The following is a 17,220-nucleotide window of genomic DNA, read 5'->3' on the forward strand; positions in this document are numbered from 1 at the left end:
CGAGCCACGCCGACCGGCCCGGGCAGCCGCAAGAGCCGTCTCCGGCTGGTCACACGGTGACCGGCCGGAGCGCGGTCGGGGAACGGGGAGCAGCCGCTACTGGAGCGCCGCTTCCGCGAGTGCCCGGACCACCAGGGGGACCGCCTCGGCCCGGTGCTCCCGGTGCACCACGAACCGTACGGAGCCGGTGGGCAGCGGCAGTACGAGCACCCCCCGCTCCGCGAGCCGTTCGCGCAGGTCGTCGGGGTCGCGCCCGGGCAGCCGTACGGTCACGATGTTGGTGGGGCACGGGGGGTCGCCCACCTCCGCCCCGGGCACCCCCGCCAGCCCCTCGGCCAGCTGCGCGGCGAGCGCGTGGTCCTCGGCGAGACGGGACACCCGCGCGAGCCCCTCCAGGGCGGCCGCCGCGAGCACGCCCGACTGGTGCATGGTGCCGCCGAGCAGCAGCCGCAGCTCCCGGGCCCGCGCGACGAACTCCGCGCCCGCGCACAGCAGCGACCCGACCGGCGCGCCGAGCCCCTTGGCCAGGCAGAACGTCACGCTGTCCGCCGGGGCCGCGAGCTTCTCCACCGGCACCCCGAGCGCGACCGCCGCGTTGGCGAGCCGGGCCCCGTCCAGATGGACGTGCGCCCCCTGCTCCCGGCCGAGCCCCGCGAGCCGGTCGACCTCGGCCGGGTCGAGCGCGTTGCCGGTGTGCATCATGCAGGTGTTCTCCAGGGCCACGACCCCCGGCCGCCCGCCGCCCTCGCGCAGCGCCGCGACCAGCGCGTCCGGGTCCGGGGCGCCGTCGTCGCGCTCCGGCAGCGCCACCGGCTCGACCCCGGCGAACCGCCGCATCCCCTCGGCCTCGAAGAGCGCGATGTGGCTCTGGGCGCCCATGAGCAGCCGGGTGCCGGGGCCGGGCGCGGCCGCCAGCACCGCGACCAGGTTGGCCATGGTGCTGCTGGGCAGGAACAGCGCCGCCCCGGTCCCGAGCAGCCGCGCGCCCTCCTCCTCCAGCTCCCGTACGCAGGGGTCGTCCCCGTAGGCGTCGTCGCCCACCTCGGCCGCGGCCATCGCCGCCCGCATCGCCGCGTCCGGGGCGGTACGGGTGTCGCTGCGGAAGTCCAGGAAGACGGACACGGTCAGCTCGCCTCCAAGTCCGGGTGGCCGATCCAGACGGCCCGCGTGTGCGTGTACTGCTCGGCGGCGTGCACCCCGAGCTCACGGCCGTAGCCGCTCTGCCCGATGCCGCCCACGCTGATGTGCTCGTCGGTGTCGCCCCAGGTGTTGAACCAGAGCATCCCGGCCCGCAGCCGCCGCGCGAACCGCTCGACGCGCCCGCCGTCCGCCGTCCACACGGACGCCGACAGGCCGTACTCGGTGTCGTGCGCCAGGGCCAGCGCCTGCTCCTCGGTGCGGAACGAGCGCACCGCCAGGACCGGCCCGAACAACTCCTCGCGCCAGGCCCGGAGCGTGCCCGGCACCTCGTCGAGGATGGCGGGAGAGACGTAGTACCCGCCGCTCAACTGCCCGTCGAGCGGCGGCCGTACGTCCTTCTGGCCGGGCGGCAGCAGGGCCCTGACGCCGTGGGCCACCGCCTCCTCGACCGCCGACGCGACCCGCTCCACGGCCCGGCGGGTGATCAGCGGGCCGAGCTCGGTGCCCGGGTCGTCGGTGGGGCCGACGCGGCGCGCGAAGGCCCGCGCGGCCACCTCCCGTACGAAGTCGTCGTGCACGCTCTCGTGGACGATCAGCCGGGAGACGCCGACGCACATCTGGCCGGAGTTCCCGGTGAACGCCTCCACTGCCGAGGCCGCGGCCGTCGCCAGATCGGCGTCCGGGAAGACGACCAGGGGGTTCTTGCCGCCCAGTTCGAGCGAGACGCGCTTGACGGACTCGGCGCAGCGCGCCGCCACTTCGCGCCCCGCCGCCGTGGAGCCGGTGAAGGAGACGGCCGCGACCTCGGGCAGCGTGCACAGCAGCCGGCCCGCCTCCGCGCCGCCGTACACCGCGCCGAGCACGCCCTCGGGCAGCACCCGCCCGCCGAGCTCCACCAGCAGCCGCACGCTCAGCGGGGTCTCGGGCGCGGGCTTCACGACGGCCGTGTTGCCGTACGCGAGCGCCCCGCCCACCTTCCAGGCGGCCATCAGGAGCGGGTAGTTGGAGGGGACCACCGCCGCGCACACGCCGAGCGGGATCCGGTCCGTGTACGCGCGCATGCCCAGGGCCGACGGGTGCACCTCGCCCGCCGGGCGCAGCGCCTGTCCGGCGAACCAGCGCAGCGCCCGCACCGCGAAGTCGACCTCGCCGCCGATCCGCGCGACCGGCTTGCCCGCGCCGCGCCGCTCCAGCTCGACGAAGTCGGCCCGCCGCTCGTGGACCGCGTCGGCCAGCTCGTGCAGGCGGTCCGCGCGGTGGCGGGGCCCGGCCGCGTACCAGCCGTCGAAGGCCCGCGCCGCCCGCCGCACCACCTCGGCGCACTCGGCGGGCGTGCTGTCGGGGAGGCGGCCGTGGACCTCGCCGGTCGCGGGGTCGTACAACTCCCTTTCCCCGCCGGAGGTCACAGGACGGACCCCTTCCCCGTCAGGGGCGCGGCGGCCAGGACCTCCCGTACGAGGGCGAGGACGAACTGCTTGTCCAGGCCCTCGCGGGCGCTGCTCAGCAGCCTGGCCTCGACCCCGGCGTGCACGTCGTGCCACATCGCGTCGAAGGGGCCGACGCCCTCGTCGACGTACGCCAGGTACAGCGTCCGCCCGTCCAGGCCGATCTCCTTCGCGCGCGCCGGGTGCTTCTCGCGCTGCGGCGGGAACGGCATCCGGCCGCGGCCCGGGCGCTGGAGGGTCAGACGCAGCTCGTCGCCGCCCGCGGAGGTGTAGATCACCTCCAGTTCGCGGGAGCCGTCGGCGTCGGCGAAGACGGCCGCGCTGTCGGCGGGGAAGCCGCCGAGCAGGGCGGGCAGCCGCTGGTCGGCGAGGAAGCCGGTGAGCTCGTCCGGACCCACCCAGTCGCCCTCGTGCGGCCGGGTGCGCCGGTGGAAGGTGAACAGGCCGGTCGGCACGGACACCATGTCGACGTCCTGGTGGCGCGCCCAGTAGCTGAGTTCGCCGAACGGTGTGCCGATCACCCGTGCGGGCACCCCGGGCACGGCGGGCCGCAGCGAGCGGTAGAGCTCCACCAGCTCCTCGCCGGTGAACTCCCCTTCCAGTACGGACAGTTCGACGGTCGTCCGGCTCATCCGGGCCGACGCCGCCGCGTGCCCCAGATAGTCGGTGCCGAGCCACACCACCCGGCCCTCCCCGATCGGGAAGGTGAGGGTCTCGCTGCCCCACAGCGCCGGGTGGTCGGCCGCCGGGAACGCCCAGTCGTACAGGAACTGCTTGAGCCGCAGCCGCCTGCCGCCCCCGCCGATCTCGGTGCGGAACGCGGCCGGGTTCGCCCTCGACCACGGGGTGCGGCCCGAGTCCTGGCCGGTGCGGCCGGGGGGCGCCTCCTTGCGCAGGGTGGTGGTGGCGCTGTCGCACCCGGCGGGCAGCCGCTCGGGGTGCCACACGGTGAAGTTGCACCACTCCTGGGCCTCTTGGGGCCCCAGGTGCGGCGGTACGTCCTCCAGGGCGGCCGCGTCGTGCACGGTCCGCCAGTGCCAGCGTTCGGTGGAGGCCATCGTGGTGTTTCCTACTTCCCTGTTCCGGCCAGCCAGGCCGAGGCGGATGCGAGGTACATGAGCTCACCGGTGCCGAGGGCGTCCTTCAGCGGCCCGGGCGGCTCCGGCAGCCCGAAGGGCATGCCCTGCTCGTCCGCGAGCGCCCGCAGCGCCTCGCGGTACGACGGGTCGGACGGGGCCGGGAAACCCTGCTTGCGGCGGTGGACCACGGACGGCGGCAGCAGCCCGCCGAGCGCCTTCTTCAGCAGGTCCTTGTGGCTGCCGGGCTCCCCGGTGCTCTTGAGGTGCTCGGGCGAGCGGAAGGCCAGCTCGGCGAGCGTCACGTCCTGGAAGACCGGCCGGTCCTCCAGGGTGTACGTGGACGAGGTCAGGTCGACCATGTCGTTGACGTACACCAGGAAGCGGCGCATCAGATGGTGGCGGCCGCGCTTGAGGGGGTCGAGGGTGTCCGGCGAGCGGTACTCGCGCAGCACCCGCTCCCACACCCGCTCCCTGATCTCGCCCATGTCCACGTCGAGCCGCCCGGCGATCCACTCCACGAGCTCGCCCCACAGCGGCCGCTCGTCGGGGTGGAGGCGGTGGGTGAGGTAGTGGCGGCCGTGCAGATGGGTCGGCGCGTCCGGGGCCACCACGGGGAAGTAGCCGCCGTCCTGGTAGCCCCACATCTCGTCGGCGCCGTGGCCGGAGTAGACGACCACCTGGCCCTCGGCCGCGATCCGCTCGTACAGCTGGTACATGGCGAGCTCGGCGCCGTGCAGCATCGGCCGGGTGAGCCGCCCGGCCACCTCCGGGATCAGCTTCACGGCGTCACGGCGCGACAACTCGACGACAGTCAGCGGGACTTGGTGTTGCCCGGCCACGATCCGGGCGTGCTCGACGTCGCTGTCCGAGCCGCCGATGCCCTCCTCGTACTGGACGACGTACGGCCGCAGCCCGATGCCCCGGGTGTGCAGCGCGGCGAAGATCGCGGAGCTGTCGACGCCGCCGCTGAGCACCGCCGCCCGGGGCACGTCGGCCGCGGCCCGCAGGGTGACCGCCCGGTCGAAGGCGGCCCGGATCTCCTCGGCCCCGACCGGCTCGTCCCCGAACGCGGCCCGCCAGTACCGCCCGGTCCGCACCCGTGCGCCCTCGGCGACCAGATACTCGGCGGGTTGCAGCGAATGCACCCCGGTCAGCCAGGTCCGCTCGTCCGCCGCGTCCATCCGCACCCAGGACCGCAGCACGAACTCGGTGCGGTCCACCTCCGGCGCGATCAGCCCGGTGGCGAGCAGGGCCTGCGGCTCGGAGGCGAAGAGCAGGCCGCCCGCCGTGTAGCAGTAGACGAGTGGCTTGACCCCGAAGTGGTCGCGGGCCAGCGTGGTGCGGCCGGTCCGTTCGTCGTGCCAGGCCAGCGCGAACATGCCGTCCAGGCCCGCGAGTACGGGCTCGGGGTCGTCTCCCCGGCTCACCTGCTGGAGGACGAACTCGGTGTCGCAGTGCGTGCGCCGGGGCCACGGCTCGGGCAGCGGCGCCCGCGACCCGTACACCTCACCGTTGCTGACCAGCGTCACCCGCCCGTCCGGCGACGCCATCGGCTGGTCGCCGGCGGCCGAGCGGTCGCGCACCGCGAGCCGTACGCAGGCGAGCATCACCGTGCCGTCCGGGGAGACCCACGGCTCGGCGGCCGACTCGCCCCGGTGGTGCAGCGCCTCCGTCAGCGTCCGGCCGAGCGCGGCCAGCCACGGCCGCTCGCGCGGCCCGTCCAGGCTGATGAAGCCCGCGATCCCGCACATTCAGTCCCCCTGTCCGCTCCCGCGCCACACCCGGCCGAGCAGGGCCAGGGAGGTCAGGAAGCGGTGCTCGATGCCGTGGTGGCCGCCGTCGTGCTCCTGGTACTCGTGCGCGATGCCCTGCTCCTGCCAGACGGCGTGCAGCGCCCGGGCGCCCCAGTGCATGTGGTAGTCGTCCCGCAGCCCGGTGTCGAGGTAGAGCAGCCGCAGTGCTTTGAGCCGATCCGCGAACGCGGAGGCCGTCCGCACGGGGTCGTGCCGCAGCCAGCGCTCCCAGACGTCGGGCCGGAACACGCCCGTGCGCGGGTCGCAGGGCAGCGCGTCGGCGGGCGTGGTGCCGGGCTTGTCGGCGTAGCACATGCCCATCGCGAGCAGGCTCATGGCGACCATGAACGCGGTGTCGTGCGGCCCCGACTCCCTTCTGTCCAGCAGCCGTTCGATGCCGCCGGCCGCCTCCAGGGTGTCCAGGACGCCTGGCAGCAGCGGCAGATAGCTGTGCTCGAACCCGGCGTCGGGGGTGTGCGCCAGGACCGCGCCGAACAGGTCGGTGCGCATCGCGGCGAGGACCGCCCCGTACCCGCCGCTGGACTTGCCGCCCACCGCCCGCCACCGGGGCTCGGCCCGCGTCGGGAAGCGCCGGTCGACCTCGGCCACCACCTCGCCGAGGTGGCCGAGGTAGCGGCCGCAGGCGGGCGAGTCGATGTACTGCGAGCCGCCGTACGCCGTGGTGGCGTCCGGGACCACGATCAGCGCGGCCGGTATGTCGCCGCGCGCCATGGCCCGGTGGATGCGGTCCGCCGGGGCCTGTCCGAACGCCAACGCGCGTGTCGTCAACGTCGGGTGGGCACCGAAGCCCGGCAGCCAGTACACGACGGGATGGCGCGCCGACTCGTCGTACCCCGGCGGCAGCAGCACCTCGATGCGGCGGGTGGCCGGGTCGCCGAGCGGGTTGTCGCGCAGACAGGCGCTGGTGTGCTCGACGACCACACGGGTCCCCAGCGGTTCAGGCATGCGCGACCGGTCCCCGGTCGGTGTGGGCGTCGGTGCCGGTGGCGCTCAGCGCGCGGTCGACCTGGCGGGTGTAGTACGCCGGGTGGTGGAAGACCGCCGAGAGCAGATTGCTGTTGCTCGCCCACAGCCCGTACGAGCTGCCGAAGAGCAACTCGCTGTCCAGGAGCGCCTGGAGGGTGCTCGCGGCGATCTCGGTGTAGCCGTTGTCCTGGCTGAGGTGGTCGCGGGCGGGGCCCGGGCCCAGATGGCTGATGCGGCCGCTCACCGGCTCCAGGAGGTACGTGTGCGTGGAGCCGTTGTCGTCGCGGAGCGAGAGGGTGTGGGTGGCGCCGCTGTCGAGCGCCCGGTACCAGAAGTCGGTGCCGACCACGAGCTCCATCACCTCGGTGAGCAGCCGGTGCGAGCCGCGGGTCTGGCGGCCGACGCGGTCGCGCTCGGGGTCGAAGGCCGGGACCTCGGCATCCGGGTCGAGGGCGACCTCGGCGTACACCGCCTCGAAGTCGTAACCCTGCGGCACCTGCGGCCCGTTGTGCAGTTCGGCCTTGCCGCCCGCGACCTCCAGGACCTGCCCCGGCCCCCACAGCAGCCCCTCGCGGCCCAGCTCGCGCAGCCGGCCGAGCGCCTCCCACGGTGTGAACGGGAAGATCGTGCGGTTGCACCAGCCGTAGTCCTGCTCCCCCTCGCCGCTGACCTTCCAGCCGAAGGAGGACGGGACGGTGACGGCCGCGCCCAGCGTCTCCACGTACCGGTCGAAGTTGGCGACCGCGCGGGCCCGCACCGCCTCGGGTTCGACGAGCGGCCTGCGCTCGGTGAGCACCCCGGGCGGCGAGACGCTGTGCGCCGGGACGAAGGCGACGTCGATCGGGCGCGCGTCGGGGCCCGTGAAGTGGCGGACGGTCGACTCGTGCAGGATCGAGTCTCCGCACAGCATCACCACCGCCTCCTCGGTCTCCACCAGCACGCTCATCTCGGGGAACGGCACATGGGAGACGAAGGTGCGCAGCACGACGTCGCCCAGGTGCACCGTGTTGCCCGGGGTGACCGGCGTCAGCCGCTCGAAGCCGAGCCTGCGCAGGGTCCACGGGATGGCCTGGTGGCCCAGGCCCGACGCGGTGAAGCGGGGCGGGATCTGGCCGACCGGGAAGATGCACTCGGTCTCGGCCGCCCGGTGCGGGCTGTCGTCGAAGTCGACCTCGCCGTCCTCCAACAGCCGGGTCAGCGAAGGGAAGTGGTGGTGGTCGAAGTGGTGGTGGCTGAAGACGATGTGGTCGACGCCGCCGTCCAGGACCTCGTCGAGGCCGTCCGGCAGCGCCGGGTGGTGCTCCCAGAAGCGGTCCAGGCGCTGGGTGAGCCAGGGGTCGACGAGGATGCGCCGCCCGCCGGTCTCGATGAGGACGGCCGCGTGGCCGAGGGAGGTGAGCCGCATCGGTCGTCCTCTCATTCCGCTTCGTAGACGCAGCGGAACCCGACCTCGTTGTGCAGATCGGTGATCAGGTCCTTGCCCCGGTAGAACGTGGTCAGACAGGCGAGCGGCGAGGTCCAGGTGCCGCCGCGCAGCACATGGAAGGCGTCCTTGCGGTTCATGAACTCCATCGGGTGGCGGCCCTTGAAGAACGGGTCCATGTCGTCGCCCGTGTAGAAGTTGGTCCGGGTCAGCTCCCAGACGTTCCCGGACATCTGGAGCACGCCGTACGGACTCGCGCCCCCGGGAAGGCTGTCGGCGGGCAGCACCGGGTGTGCGGGCCGGTCGTCGTGGGTAGTGGTGACCAGCAGCGCCTCCAGCTCGTCCAGGTCGGCCACCTGCCGCCCGTAGGAGCGCTCGACGTAGTTCACCCGCTCCGGATCCCAGGTGTTCCCCCACGGGTAGGTCCGGCCGTCCGTCCCGCGCGCCGCCTTCTCCCACTGGAGCTCGCTCGGCAGCGAGCCGCCCGCCCAATTCGCGAATGCCCACGCGTCGTACCAGTCGATTCCCACCTGCGGCATTTCCGGCGCGTTGAACCGGGGGTCGTGGGCGTGTGCGGGCCGGTGATTCCGGCCGTCCTCCGGCTGGTCCGGGTGGTCGAACACACCGCTTTCCCCGGCCTCTTCCAGGAACTGCGCGTAGCGGGCATTGGTGACGGTGGTCCGGTCGATGTAGTACGCCGACAGCTCGACCGCCCGCAGTGGATTGTCGTCCTGCTTCATGCGGAAAGGGCCGCTCTGCGCGGAGGCGGTTCCGGCAAGAAAAGGACCAGCCGGTATCAGAATCGCGTCCTCGGTCCTGCGCGGTCGCGCCGCATGTGTGCGTATGCGCGCACGCATGTCCGTGAAGTATTCGTCCTCCAGACGCCGGAGCTCTTCCGGGTCCCGGGTGCCGAATATGGTGAGCAGGGCTCTCTTGGTGAACGCGGCGCCGCAGCCGACCGGTTTACGGGAGAAGTCCTCGCGGGCGAAATTGCTCGGCCAGCCGGAAATGCGGATGAGATCGGGAACGGCCGCCTTGATGCGGTACTGGGTGATCACTTTCAGGGAGGCGAAAGCGACCCAGTCGACCGGGTCGTGGGTGCCGCCGGCGATCGCCGACGCGGCAGCAGGGTCGTCCCGGTGGTGCTCCGCGAGCAGCCTGACGGCGGCCGCCCGCACCGGCCACTCCGGGTGCTGGACAGCCAGGCTGACCAGCAGCGGGACACCCTTGGCGTCCCGGCCGCGACGGTCGGCGAGCTCCACCACGGACTGGACCGACTCCCAGTACCGGGTGTCGTCGGACCCGTCCACCTCAAGAAACTCGGGCGACAGTTCCACGGTCGTGGATGGAAGGTTGCCGACCACAGTTGTTCTCCCCTCCGGGCTGAGGGGCCGCCCGCACTGGAGGGTGCGGGCGGCCTTTTCATCTTGTTCGCGTCGCTGAAACGCTAAAACGGGACTACCACTTGGTGGTGTCCTGCTCGTTGTCGCGCGTTCCCATGAAGTCCTTTTCCGACATCAGAATCAGCCTCCTCCCACATAGGAAATGACAAGACCGCCGGCAGGTAGCGGTCGGACAGCAACCGCTTGCCGACCCAAAACATGTTCCGTGCCCTCCGCGGCTCCGTCAACCATACGATCATCAATTGCGTGCCGACGGGGCCGATTCGGTCGCCTTGACAGCGGAGTATTCGATGAGTGGATCAAGGGTTCCGCTGTTCGGATGGTTTTGGATTGACTGCCGCGGAGTAATTGACAAGCCAGGACCTGGCCAGAAAACAACTGTTGCGCAGATCACAACTAAAATGTTCAATCATCCCCTGTCGCTTTTAGCGGAGGCTGAGCTACCGTCCTCGGCGTGGATTCATTGCAGTTCGCAGTGGTACGCCAGGAGATTGCCTTCGGACTTCCCTACACATACGCGCGCGGCCATGACCTCACGTGCACGGTCGTACGCGTCGAGTTACGTGAGAAGTCACGTGAGAAGTCACGCGAGGGTGCTCATCTCGGACGAGGTGAAGGAGCGCCCTTCGAGAGCTTCTTCGAGGTTTCCGCCGAGGAAACCGTGGCCGAACTCGAAGAGATCGGCCCGCTCGTCGAGAGCGGCACCGCCGACCGCGCGGACCTCCTCTCCCGGCTCCGGCACGGCGCCGCCCGCAACGCGCTCGACGCGGCGCTGTGGGACCTGGCGGCCAAACGCGCCGGCGTCCCCGTGTGGCGGCTGCTCGGCACGCCCGAGCCCAGGCCGCTGGAGATCATGACGACGATCTCGCTCGCGGACCCGGAGCAGCTGGAGCAGGAGATCGCCGAGAGCCGCTCCGTACGCATCCTCAAGCTCAAGCTCGGCTCCCCGGACGCCGACGACGACGTACACCGCCTGGAGCGGCTGCGCGCCGCCCGCCCGGACGCGCGGATCGTCGTCGACGTGAACGGCGGCTGGGACCTGGACACTCTGCGCGTCATGCTGCCGCTCCTGGAGAAGCACCGCGTCCGCATGCTCGAACAGCCCGTGGACGCGGCCTCGGAGCCGGGTCTGCGCGGACTGCCGCGCCCCCTGCCGATCGTGGCCGACGAGTCCTTCGAGACCGAGGACGACCTGGAGCGGGTGCGCGGGCTCTACGACGGGGTCAACGTCAAGCTCGACAAGTGCGGCGGACTCACCGCCGCCCTGCGCATCATCGGCCGCGCCCGCCGCGAGGGCCTGCGCATCATGGTCGGCTGTCTGCCCGGCAGTTCGCTCTCCGCCGCCGTCGGCTTCCACGCCGCACAACTGGCCGAGTTCGTCGACCTGGACGGCCACTTGCGCCTGGTCGACGACGTGGAGCCGAGGATGCCCGCGAAGGACGGCCGGCTCCAGGCGCCGGCGCGGGAGCTGTGGGGGTGAGCGGGGGGACTGGTGATGGTCCGGGGCAGCCAACGACCCCTGCCTACAGGCATGTTGAGAAAGAGCCTGGGCTAGGTTCATGACCATGACTCCTTCAGCGACTCCTTCAGCAGCGCGCACGCTCGACGAGCGGATCAAGGACACCCGTGAGCACTTCGAGAACGACGTCGACACCTGGGTGTCGACGGCCTCGGCGGACGGCACGCCCTACCTCGTCCCCCTCTCGTTCCTCTGGGACGGCACGACGTTCCTGATCTCGACGGTCCGTACGGCACCGACGAGCCGCAACCTCGTGGCGAACGCCGCCGTACGGCTGGCCTTCGGCGCGACCCGGGACGTGGTGCTGGTCGAGGGCAATGCCGTACCGGTCGAAGAGGGCGTGCTGGAGCCGGAGTCGGCGGACGCGTTCGCCGCGAAGACCGGCTTCGACCCGCGCGAGGAGAAGCAGGAGTACCTGTACTTCCACGTCGCCCCGCAGCGCGTCCAGGCATGGCGCGAGGTGAACGAACTGGCGGGCCGCACGCTGATGAAGGACGGCGCCTGGCTGGCCTGAAAGGCCCGACGACTCGGAATTGGGGGCACGACGATGCCGATCCAGACGATCAACGACCGGGTGGCGATCGTGGTGGACGGCCACTCCACGGGCGCGCTGCTGGCCCCGGCCTTCACGGCGTACGGGATCGGCGCGGTGCACGTCGAGAACCGGGCGGAACGCTCGGCGGCCCATCTGCGCACGTTCGCACCGGAGACGTACGAGGCCTGTTACGCGTACGAGGGCGACCTGGCGGCCCTGCTCGCGGCGCTGCGCCCGCACCGGGTGGGCTGGGTGATCGCGGGCACGGACTCGGGCGTGGCCCTGGCCGACCGCCTGGCGGCCGCGCTCGGCCTGCCCCGGCACAACGACCCGGCGACGTCGGCGGCCCGCCGCGACAAACAGGAGATGCAGCGCGCGCTCGCCGCGGCCGGGGTCCCCGCGGCATGGCACGCGACGGTCACCACACCGGAGGAGGCCCGGGAGGTGGCGCTGCTCCACGGCGGCGCCCCGGTCATCGTCAAGCCCCTGCGCAGCGGCGGCACCGACGGCGTGCTCTTCTGCGCCGACCCGGACGAGACGGCGAGCGCGGCCGGAAAGCTCCTGGGCAGCGAGTCGATCTACGGCGAGCGCAACGAGACGGTCCTGGTCCAGGAGTATCTGCGGGGCGACGAGTACATGGTCAACTGCGTGAGCGCGGCGGGCCACCACACGGTGCTGGAGATCTGGCGCTCGGTGAAGACGGTGGTGGGCACGTCACCGGTGTACGACTACACGGAACTCCTGAACCCCCGGTCACAGGAATCCGCGGGCGTGATCGCGTACGTACGAGACGTCCTCACCTCGGTGGGCAACACCTGGGGCCCGTCCCACACGGAGGTCATCGCGACCCCGTCGGGCCCCCGCCTGGTGGAGACGGCCGCACGCCTCCAGGGCACGGCGGACCTCTCGGCGATCACCCGGGCGACGGGCCGCAACCCGGTGACGGAGGCGGTCCACGCCCTGCTCGACCCCGACCTGTACGCCCGCGGCGGCCCCCCGCCGCCGCCCCAGCGGGCGGCCCGGGGCGTCAGCTTCATCTGCCCCCGAAGCGGCCGCCTCCGCCGCGACCTCGACTGGACCCCGCTCCACACCCTCCCGTCCTTCCACAGCCTCCTGGCCCCCGCCCCCAAGGCAGGCGCCTACATCCCCCGCACCACCGACCTCTTCACCCGCCCCGGCGCGGTCTACCTGATCCACGAGGACCCGAAGGTGGTGGAACGGGACCACGCGACGATTCGGGGGTGGGAGGGGGAGGGGTTTTATGACATTGAGGAGGGGGACGGCTGAAGCGATCAGGCAGCGGGTGGGCAAGCGCGAGTTCTCCGCCTTCGTCGCGGCGGCAGTCGAGCGTGAGCTGCGTGGTCAGATCCTGGATGAGTATCTGGCTGACCACGAGCGTCGCAAGGGCCCCATCTCGGAGCAGGAGCAGGAACGCGCCCGGCTGGTCTTCGATGAGGTGTTCACCGAGGGGGGCCGGTGGCCCGCCGCACGCTGACTCATGAGGGCTCGCGTCCTCGACCGCGAGGGCCTCTCGAAGCTCGTCGACGACCACGAGCCAGTGATCGCCCTGATCGCAGAGGCCCGCAAGCGCGGTATGGAAGTGGTGATCAGCGCGCTCACCATCATCGAGGCCACGCATCGCCGGACCGACAAGGCGAGACTCGCCTGAGGGTCTGAGCCACGTCGGCGACCAGCCCGTCGTCCAGATCGATCACGGTCCGACTCGTCGATGCACCTCCGGAGGGAGAGGCGGGCGGATCCTGCCATGCATCGGCGGCCCACCCCGTATCCCGCAGGATCAGCGTTTCTTGGTCTTCTTCTTTTGCGGCGGGGTCCAGTCGCCCCGGTGCAACTGGCAGCGGGCGTAGCCGATCATCGCCGGGTTCTGGCACCGCTTGCCGGTCTTGGTTTTGGTCGACCCGCATTTGACCTGCTTACCCATTCGTCCTCCCCTGTCCGGCCGAAGGTGTCCCATCTCGAACCCATCGTCACCGGGCAGAGGAGCTCACCGCTCTCCTTGCGGCCGCATTCGGCTGATTCACTCCCCTTCATGCCTGAATCACGATATTTGCATCCGTGAGTTGATCACAGGGCGTACGAGACCTCGCTCATCACAGATCGTCGGTGTCGTCCGCTGTGTCGAGGTTGATTCCCGGATCCTCGGCGCTCGATTCGTCGTCCAGGATCGGCTTGCCCATCGCGACCGCGATGCTGCGGAGCAACGCCGCTCTGCGAGCGGTGAAGAACCCGTCGAAGTCGTCGGTGGCCATGAGTTCCGGTTCGGCCAGGTGGGAGTGGATGCGTTCGGCGACGCCTTCATGAGGGGTCTGCGCGGTCTTGACCAGACGGCCCAGGTAGTCGGAGGGAGCCGCCCCTCCGATGATCCGGTTGGTGCGGGCGGTCAACGGAGTCTTGTTGATGATCGAGTTGTAGTCGGCGGGGGCGTATCCGGCCTTCTCGCACCATGTCTTGGGGAAGATGTGGTGGATGTCGATGGACTCGTCGAAGTACCCGGTGATCTCGGCCTTCTCCCCGGTGCGCCAGTCCAGGGCCCCCGCCTTGAGCAGGAGTGCGTAAATCCCCTTGTAGGCAGCGCTGTTGCGCGTACGAAGAGTCAGCAGGCGTCCGGGGGCGAACTGCGCCGCGGTGACGGTCCGGGGCTCGGCCGCATCCTCGCGGATCCAGTCGACGACGTCCGGCAGATCCTGGCTGAAGCGGGTTTCGGTCGAGCCGCCGTAGAGCTCCCCGAACACACCGCACCAGTACCAGCGGGCGAGCTTGTGCTGGGCTCCGGCGCTCTGTGCGGCGTCCCCCGCCAGGGCCAGGATCGCGGCAAGCGGTATCAACTGTGTCCCGTATGGCAGGAACTTCGTGTCGAAGAGGAACTGCTGGTGCAGGAACTTCGCCGCTGCCTTGAATCCCGTGATGACGGACGGCGCGAAGCGTACGTAGTCCTCCAGGGACAGGGCGAGCATGTCCTTGCGCTTGCAGCCGATGCGTGGAAGCCGCTCCTCTTCCGTTCCGCGTTCCGCCTCGCGCCCGCGCCGCTCGGCCGTGGCCAGCAGGGTGACCGCCTGGAGGAAGTCGGTGTTGGAGACCTCTCGAAGGATGCGGTACTCGGGCGCCTTCCAGGCGGCCCGGCACTCCCGCTCCCAGTGGCTGCGCAGATCGAACTCGTCCGCCGCGTAGGTGGCGGTCAACAACTCGAAGACGGTCAGGGTGACACCGCCGGTGTTGACCTTCTCGAACACCTGGCACACGGCTTGGCGTGGGGTCGCCTGCCCGAGTTCGATGACTGGCACGTGGTAGCGGTCGAAGGGGCGGACGAAGGCCTCGTTGAAGTCGCGCCACAGTTTGAACTTGTCCTTGTCACCATGCCAGTGGCCGATGAACGCGTAACCCCAGTCACCGCCGTCGAACACCGCGTGGAGCGGGAAGAGTTGAGCCTCGTGTTCGAGCTCGGGAGTGGAGTAGTCCTCGACGACCTGGCCCCGGAAATTGAGGACCTTGCGGGTCTCGGGCAGAAACCTGATGGCGTCCTCGCGGTCGCTGTTCTCGTCGAGGGCTTGGACCATGTCGACGTAGAACCAGCCCGACACCTGGTGCTTGCGCAAGTCCTGGGTGATCACCGGGCCCTTCAGCTTCAGAGCCTGGAACAGCGACGTCAGCCGCTGCTGCCCGTCGAGTACGAGTGTGTCGGGCTCGGGCTCACCCACCGGGGTGGCTCCTTCGATCGGCCGGTACTTGAACCGGACGTCGCCACCCGCCTTGAGCAACATGACGGTGCCGACGGGATAACTCAACGAGATCGACGCGAGGAGACTCGCGATGTTCGGGTAGGGCCACACCCAGCCCCGCTGGAACTCCGGCAGTTGGGCCTTGCCGACCTCGACCTGCCGCAGCAGATCCCGCAGTGGCCGCTTGTCGATGCTGAACGCTTCGTCGGGCACATCGGCTCCTTGAGGCTGCCGGGCACCAGAGGTGGGCACCGGAGGTCGACTCGCCTCGTGTCACGGAAAAACTACTGGGTGTCATGACATCGGGTGCCAGAAATGCAAGACAGCTCAAATTTTCATCAGGGGCAGGCCAGGCGCATATACGCCTGCGGATTCGCCGGGCGTCTTTACTCCCGCCGCGAGCGATACGGAACGGACGGCGCCGGCGATCCAGCGCCGACCGGGACACAGCGGCCTTCGGGCCACCAGAGCGCCCGGGTCATACCTTCCTGAGGACGATCGTGTCCGGGACCAGCTTCTCCAGGTCGTCCACGTCCGAAGTGAAGACGGTGACCTGCCCCTTCTGCTGCCGCGCGATGACGGCGAGGACAGCGTCGATCGCGTACTTGTGACCGTGCAGCCCGGCGTCGGCCAGGAGTCGGCGGGCCTGGCGTGCCTCGTCCTTCCCGATGTCGGCGACCTTGAGCCGGGACAGCACCCAGTCCCAGCGCTGTTCGGTGGTCCGGCCGTCGTACGCCTCGATCAGCGTCATCGGCGACGTCACCACCTCGGCTTCGCCCCGGGCCGCGAGGTCGAGCCAGGCGATCATCCTCCGGTCGCCGCGCACGGCCAGGGACAGGGCCTCGCAGTCGAGTACGAAGACACGTAGGGGCCGCTGCCCGGGTTCACCGGCGCGCTTCGTCACGCGGCCTCTCCGGCATCGTGCTTCCCGGCGGCGCGGCGGCGCTCGTGCTCGGCGTCGAGATCCTCCAGCTCCTCGAATGCCGCGGCGCGCTCGTCCTCGGTTACCGGACCGTGTTCCTCCTGCAGCCAGTCGACCAGCTCGCACAGCCGGTCACGGTCGCGCTTGAAGCGCAGCGCCTCGGCCACGTACGCCGACAGGCCCCGCTCCGCCGCCTCCGCGCGGATCTCGTCAAGGAGATCCTCGGGGATCGTCACCGTCACCTTCTTGGTTGCCATACAAGGGACCATACTCCCGGTGTTGAATCCCTTACCAGCGCGTCAGGCGGCGGTGGCGGGGCGCGGGGCGCCGTGGAAGACCTGGCCGGTGTGCCAGGAGCGGTGGGCCGCCGCGATGGGACGGGCGCCCGGCTGAGGGCCAATGAGCGGCAGGTCGCGGGGTCAGCGGGTGGCCTGCTCGGCGAGGTACTGCTCCCAGGTGCGCCTGCCGAGCGCCTGCGCAGGGGCGGTCAGGTGGCCGGCGCGCCAGGCGGCGCCGATCCTGCCGGGGACGTACACGGGGAGGACGACGCGGCGCTTGCCGGCCGCGCGCAGCCAGTCCTTGGCGAGGCCCGCGGCCGGGTACACGGTCGGGCCGGCGAAGTCGGGCACCTGGCCGCCCGGGGCGCCGATGGACAACTCGACCAGGCGGTCCGCCACTTCGCCCGGGTCGACCGGCTGGCAGTCGGTGCCGGACGGCACGAGGACCACCGGGAGCTTGGACAGTGCCCCGAAGGCGAGGTCGAGCAGCGCGGGGAACTGGGTGGCCCGCAGGTTGGTCCAGCCGATCCCCGAGGCGGCGAGCAGCCGCTCGCCCGCCAGCTTGACCCGGTAGTACGGGTACGGGATCCGGTCGACGCCGACGATCGAGATGTTGACGACGTGCTCGACGCCGGCCCGCTTCCCGGCTTCCAGCAGGTGCTGGAAGCCGGGGATGTCGTTCTTGAAGTGCCGGATGTCGCTCGCACAGTGGATGACCGTGCGGACGCCCGCGAGCGCCTCGTCCAGTCCGGTGCCGGCGGTCAGGTCGCCGGTGTACCAGGCCACCCCGGAGTCGTCCGGCACCACGTTCCTGCGGGTGAGCGCGCGGACCGGGCGGCCGGTGCGGCGGGCCCGCTCCACCACCTCGCGGCCGAGCACGCCCGTCGCGCCGGTCACCATGATCGTGTCGTTGGTCATCAGTCTCAGCCTCGCTCAGCCTGTCGGGGTAGCTGTCACTG

The 17,220-nt window shown here is 71.1% G+C and carries 16 protein-coding genes and 2 pseudogenes; 5 read left to right on the plus strand and 13 right to left on the minus strand.

Annotated elements, in window-relative coordinates:
• Nucleotides 1–96 precede the first annotated feature (96 nt).
• Genes OG965_RS22030 through OG965_RS22060 form a run of 7 tightly spaced genes read right to left on the minus strand, consistent with a single transcriptional unit; the run spans nt 97 to nt 9,204 of the window.
• Complete coding sequence (locus tag OG965_RS22030) at nt 97–1,122, minus strand: low specificity L-threonine aldolase (protein ID WP_371653801.1); 1,026 nt, start codon at nt 1,120–1,122, stop codon at nt 97–99.
• A gap of 2 nt (nt 1,123–1,124) precedes the next feature.
• Nucleotides 1,125–2,546 (minus strand): aldehyde dehydrogenase, encoded by a 1,422-nt coding sequence (locus OG965_RS22035; protein ID WP_371653802.1) that lies wholly within the window; start codon nt 2,544–2,546, stop codon nt 1,125–1,127.
• Nucleotides 2,543–3,643 carry a hypothetical protein gene (locus tag OG965_RS22040; RefSeq protein ID WP_371653803.1) on the minus strand — a complete coding sequence of 367 codons (1,101 nt, stop codon included), beginning with the start codon at nt 3,641–3,643 and terminating at the stop codon, nt 2,543–2,545. Before OG965_RS22040 ends, OG965_RS22035 begins: the two co-directional genes overlap by 4 nt.
• A gap of 11 nt (nt 3,644–3,654) precedes the next feature.
• Nucleotides 3,655–5,415 (minus strand): asparagine synthetase B, encoded by a 1,761-nt coding sequence (locus OG965_RS22045; RefSeq protein WP_371653804.1) that lies wholly within the window; start codon nt 5,413–5,415, stop codon nt 3,655–3,657.
• Entirely contained in the window at nt 5,416–6,423 is a 1,008-nt protein-coding gene (locus tag OG965_RS22050) for an alpha/beta hydrolase-fold protein (RefSeq protein ID WP_371653805.1), read from the minus strand. It abuts the gene before it with no gap.
• Complete coding sequence (locus OG965_RS22055; protein ID WP_371653806.1) at nt 6,416–7,849, minus strand: MBL fold metallo-hydrolase; 1,434 nt, start codon at nt 7,847–7,849, stop codon at nt 6,416–6,418. The genes OG965_RS22050 and OG965_RS22055 overlap by 8 nt, the downstream gene beginning before the upstream one ends.
• An 11-nt stretch (nt 7,850–7,860) precedes the next feature.
• Nucleotides 7,861–9,204, minus strand: a complete 1,344-nt coding sequence (locus OG965_RS22060; RefSeq protein WP_371653807.1) for an SUMF1/EgtB/PvdO family nonheme iron enzyme — start codon at nt 9,202–9,204, stop codon at nt 7,861–7,863.
• A 520-nt stretch (nt 9,205–9,724) separates the two neighbouring features.
• Between OG965_RS22060 and OG965_RS22065 the strand changes: the two genes are divergently transcribed.
• From OG965_RS22065 to OG965_RS22085, 5 genes and pseudogenes are all read left to right on the plus strand, one after another.
• The gene (locus OG965_RS22065) at nt 9,725–10,750 is read left to right on the plus strand and encodes a dipeptide epimerase (RefSeq protein WP_371653808.1); all 1,026 of its coding nucleotides are present in this window, start codon (nt 9,725–9,727) and stop codon (nt 10,748–10,750) included.
• A gap of 85 nt (nt 10,751–10,835) precedes the next feature.
• A complete protein-coding gene (locus OG965_RS22070) occupies nt 10,836–11,303 on the plus strand; it encodes a pyridoxamine 5'-phosphate oxidase family protein (protein WP_371653809.1) in 468 nt (155 codons plus the stop codon).
• A 33-nt stretch (nt 11,304–11,336) separates the two neighbouring features.
• A complete protein-coding gene (locus OG965_RS22075; protein WP_371653810.1) occupies nt 11,337–12,611 on the plus strand; it encodes an ATP-grasp domain-containing protein in 1,275 nt (424 codons plus the stop codon).
• Nucleotides 12,586–12,819, plus strand: coding sequence for a hypothetical protein (locus OG965_RS22080; protein ID WP_371653811.1), 234 nt, complete (start codon nt 12,586–12,588; stop codon nt 12,817–12,819). Before OG965_RS22075 ends, OG965_RS22080 begins: the two co-directional genes overlap by 26 nt.
• A pseudogene (locus OG965_RS22085) lies at nt 12,801–12,987 on the plus strand (DNA-binding protein); the annotation flags it as partial. The gene OG965_RS22080 and the pseudogene OG965_RS22085, both read left to right, overlap by 19 nt.
• A gap of 135 nt (nt 12,988–13,122) precedes the next feature.
• On the opposite strand, the gene OG965_RS22090 reads toward OG965_RS22085, so the two are convergent.
• The 6 genes and pseudogenes from OG965_RS22090 to OG965_RS22115 form a co-directional block, all read right to left on the minus strand.
• The gene (locus OG965_RS22090; protein ID WP_371653812.1) at nt 13,123–13,266 is read right to left on the minus strand and encodes a hypothetical protein; all 144 of its coding nucleotides are present in this window, start codon (nt 13,264–13,266) and stop codon (nt 13,123–13,125) included.
• Between the two features lie 169 nt (nt 13,267–13,435).
• The gene (locus OG965_RS22095; RefSeq protein ID WP_371653813.1) at nt 13,436–15,274 is read right to left on the minus strand and encodes a DUF262 domain-containing protein; all 1,839 of its coding nucleotides are present in this window, start codon (nt 15,272–15,274) and stop codon (nt 13,436–13,438) included.
• A gap of 265 nt (nt 15,275–15,539) precedes the next feature.
• A complete protein-coding gene (locus OG965_RS22100; RefSeq protein ID WP_371653814.1) occupies nt 15,540–15,965 on the minus strand; it encodes a PIN domain-containing protein in 426 nt (141 codons plus the stop codon).
• Nucleotides 15,962–16,240 carry a CopG family transcriptional regulator gene (locus tag OG965_RS22105; RefSeq protein ID WP_371653815.1) on the minus strand — a complete coding sequence of 93 codons (279 nt, stop codon included), beginning with the start codon at nt 16,238–16,240 and terminating at the stop codon, nt 15,962–15,964. Before OG965_RS22105 ends, OG965_RS22100 begins: the two co-directional genes overlap by 4 nt.
• A gap of 42 nt (nt 16,241–16,282) precedes the next feature.
• A pseudogene (locus tag OG965_RS22110) lies at nt 16,283–16,390 on the minus strand (restriction endonuclease); the annotation flags it as partial.
• Between the two features lie 12 nt (nt 16,391–16,402).
• Complete coding sequence (locus OG965_RS22115) at nt 16,403–17,179, minus strand: SDR family oxidoreductase (protein ID WP_371653816.1); 777 nt, start codon at nt 17,177–17,179, stop codon at nt 16,403–16,405.
• Nucleotides 17,180–17,220 lie beyond the last annotated feature (41 nt).

The organism is Streptomyces sp. NBC_00224 (assembly GCF_041435195.1).
Classification (GTDB): Bacteria; Actinomycetota; Actinomycetes; order Streptomycetales; family Streptomycetaceae; genus Streptomyces.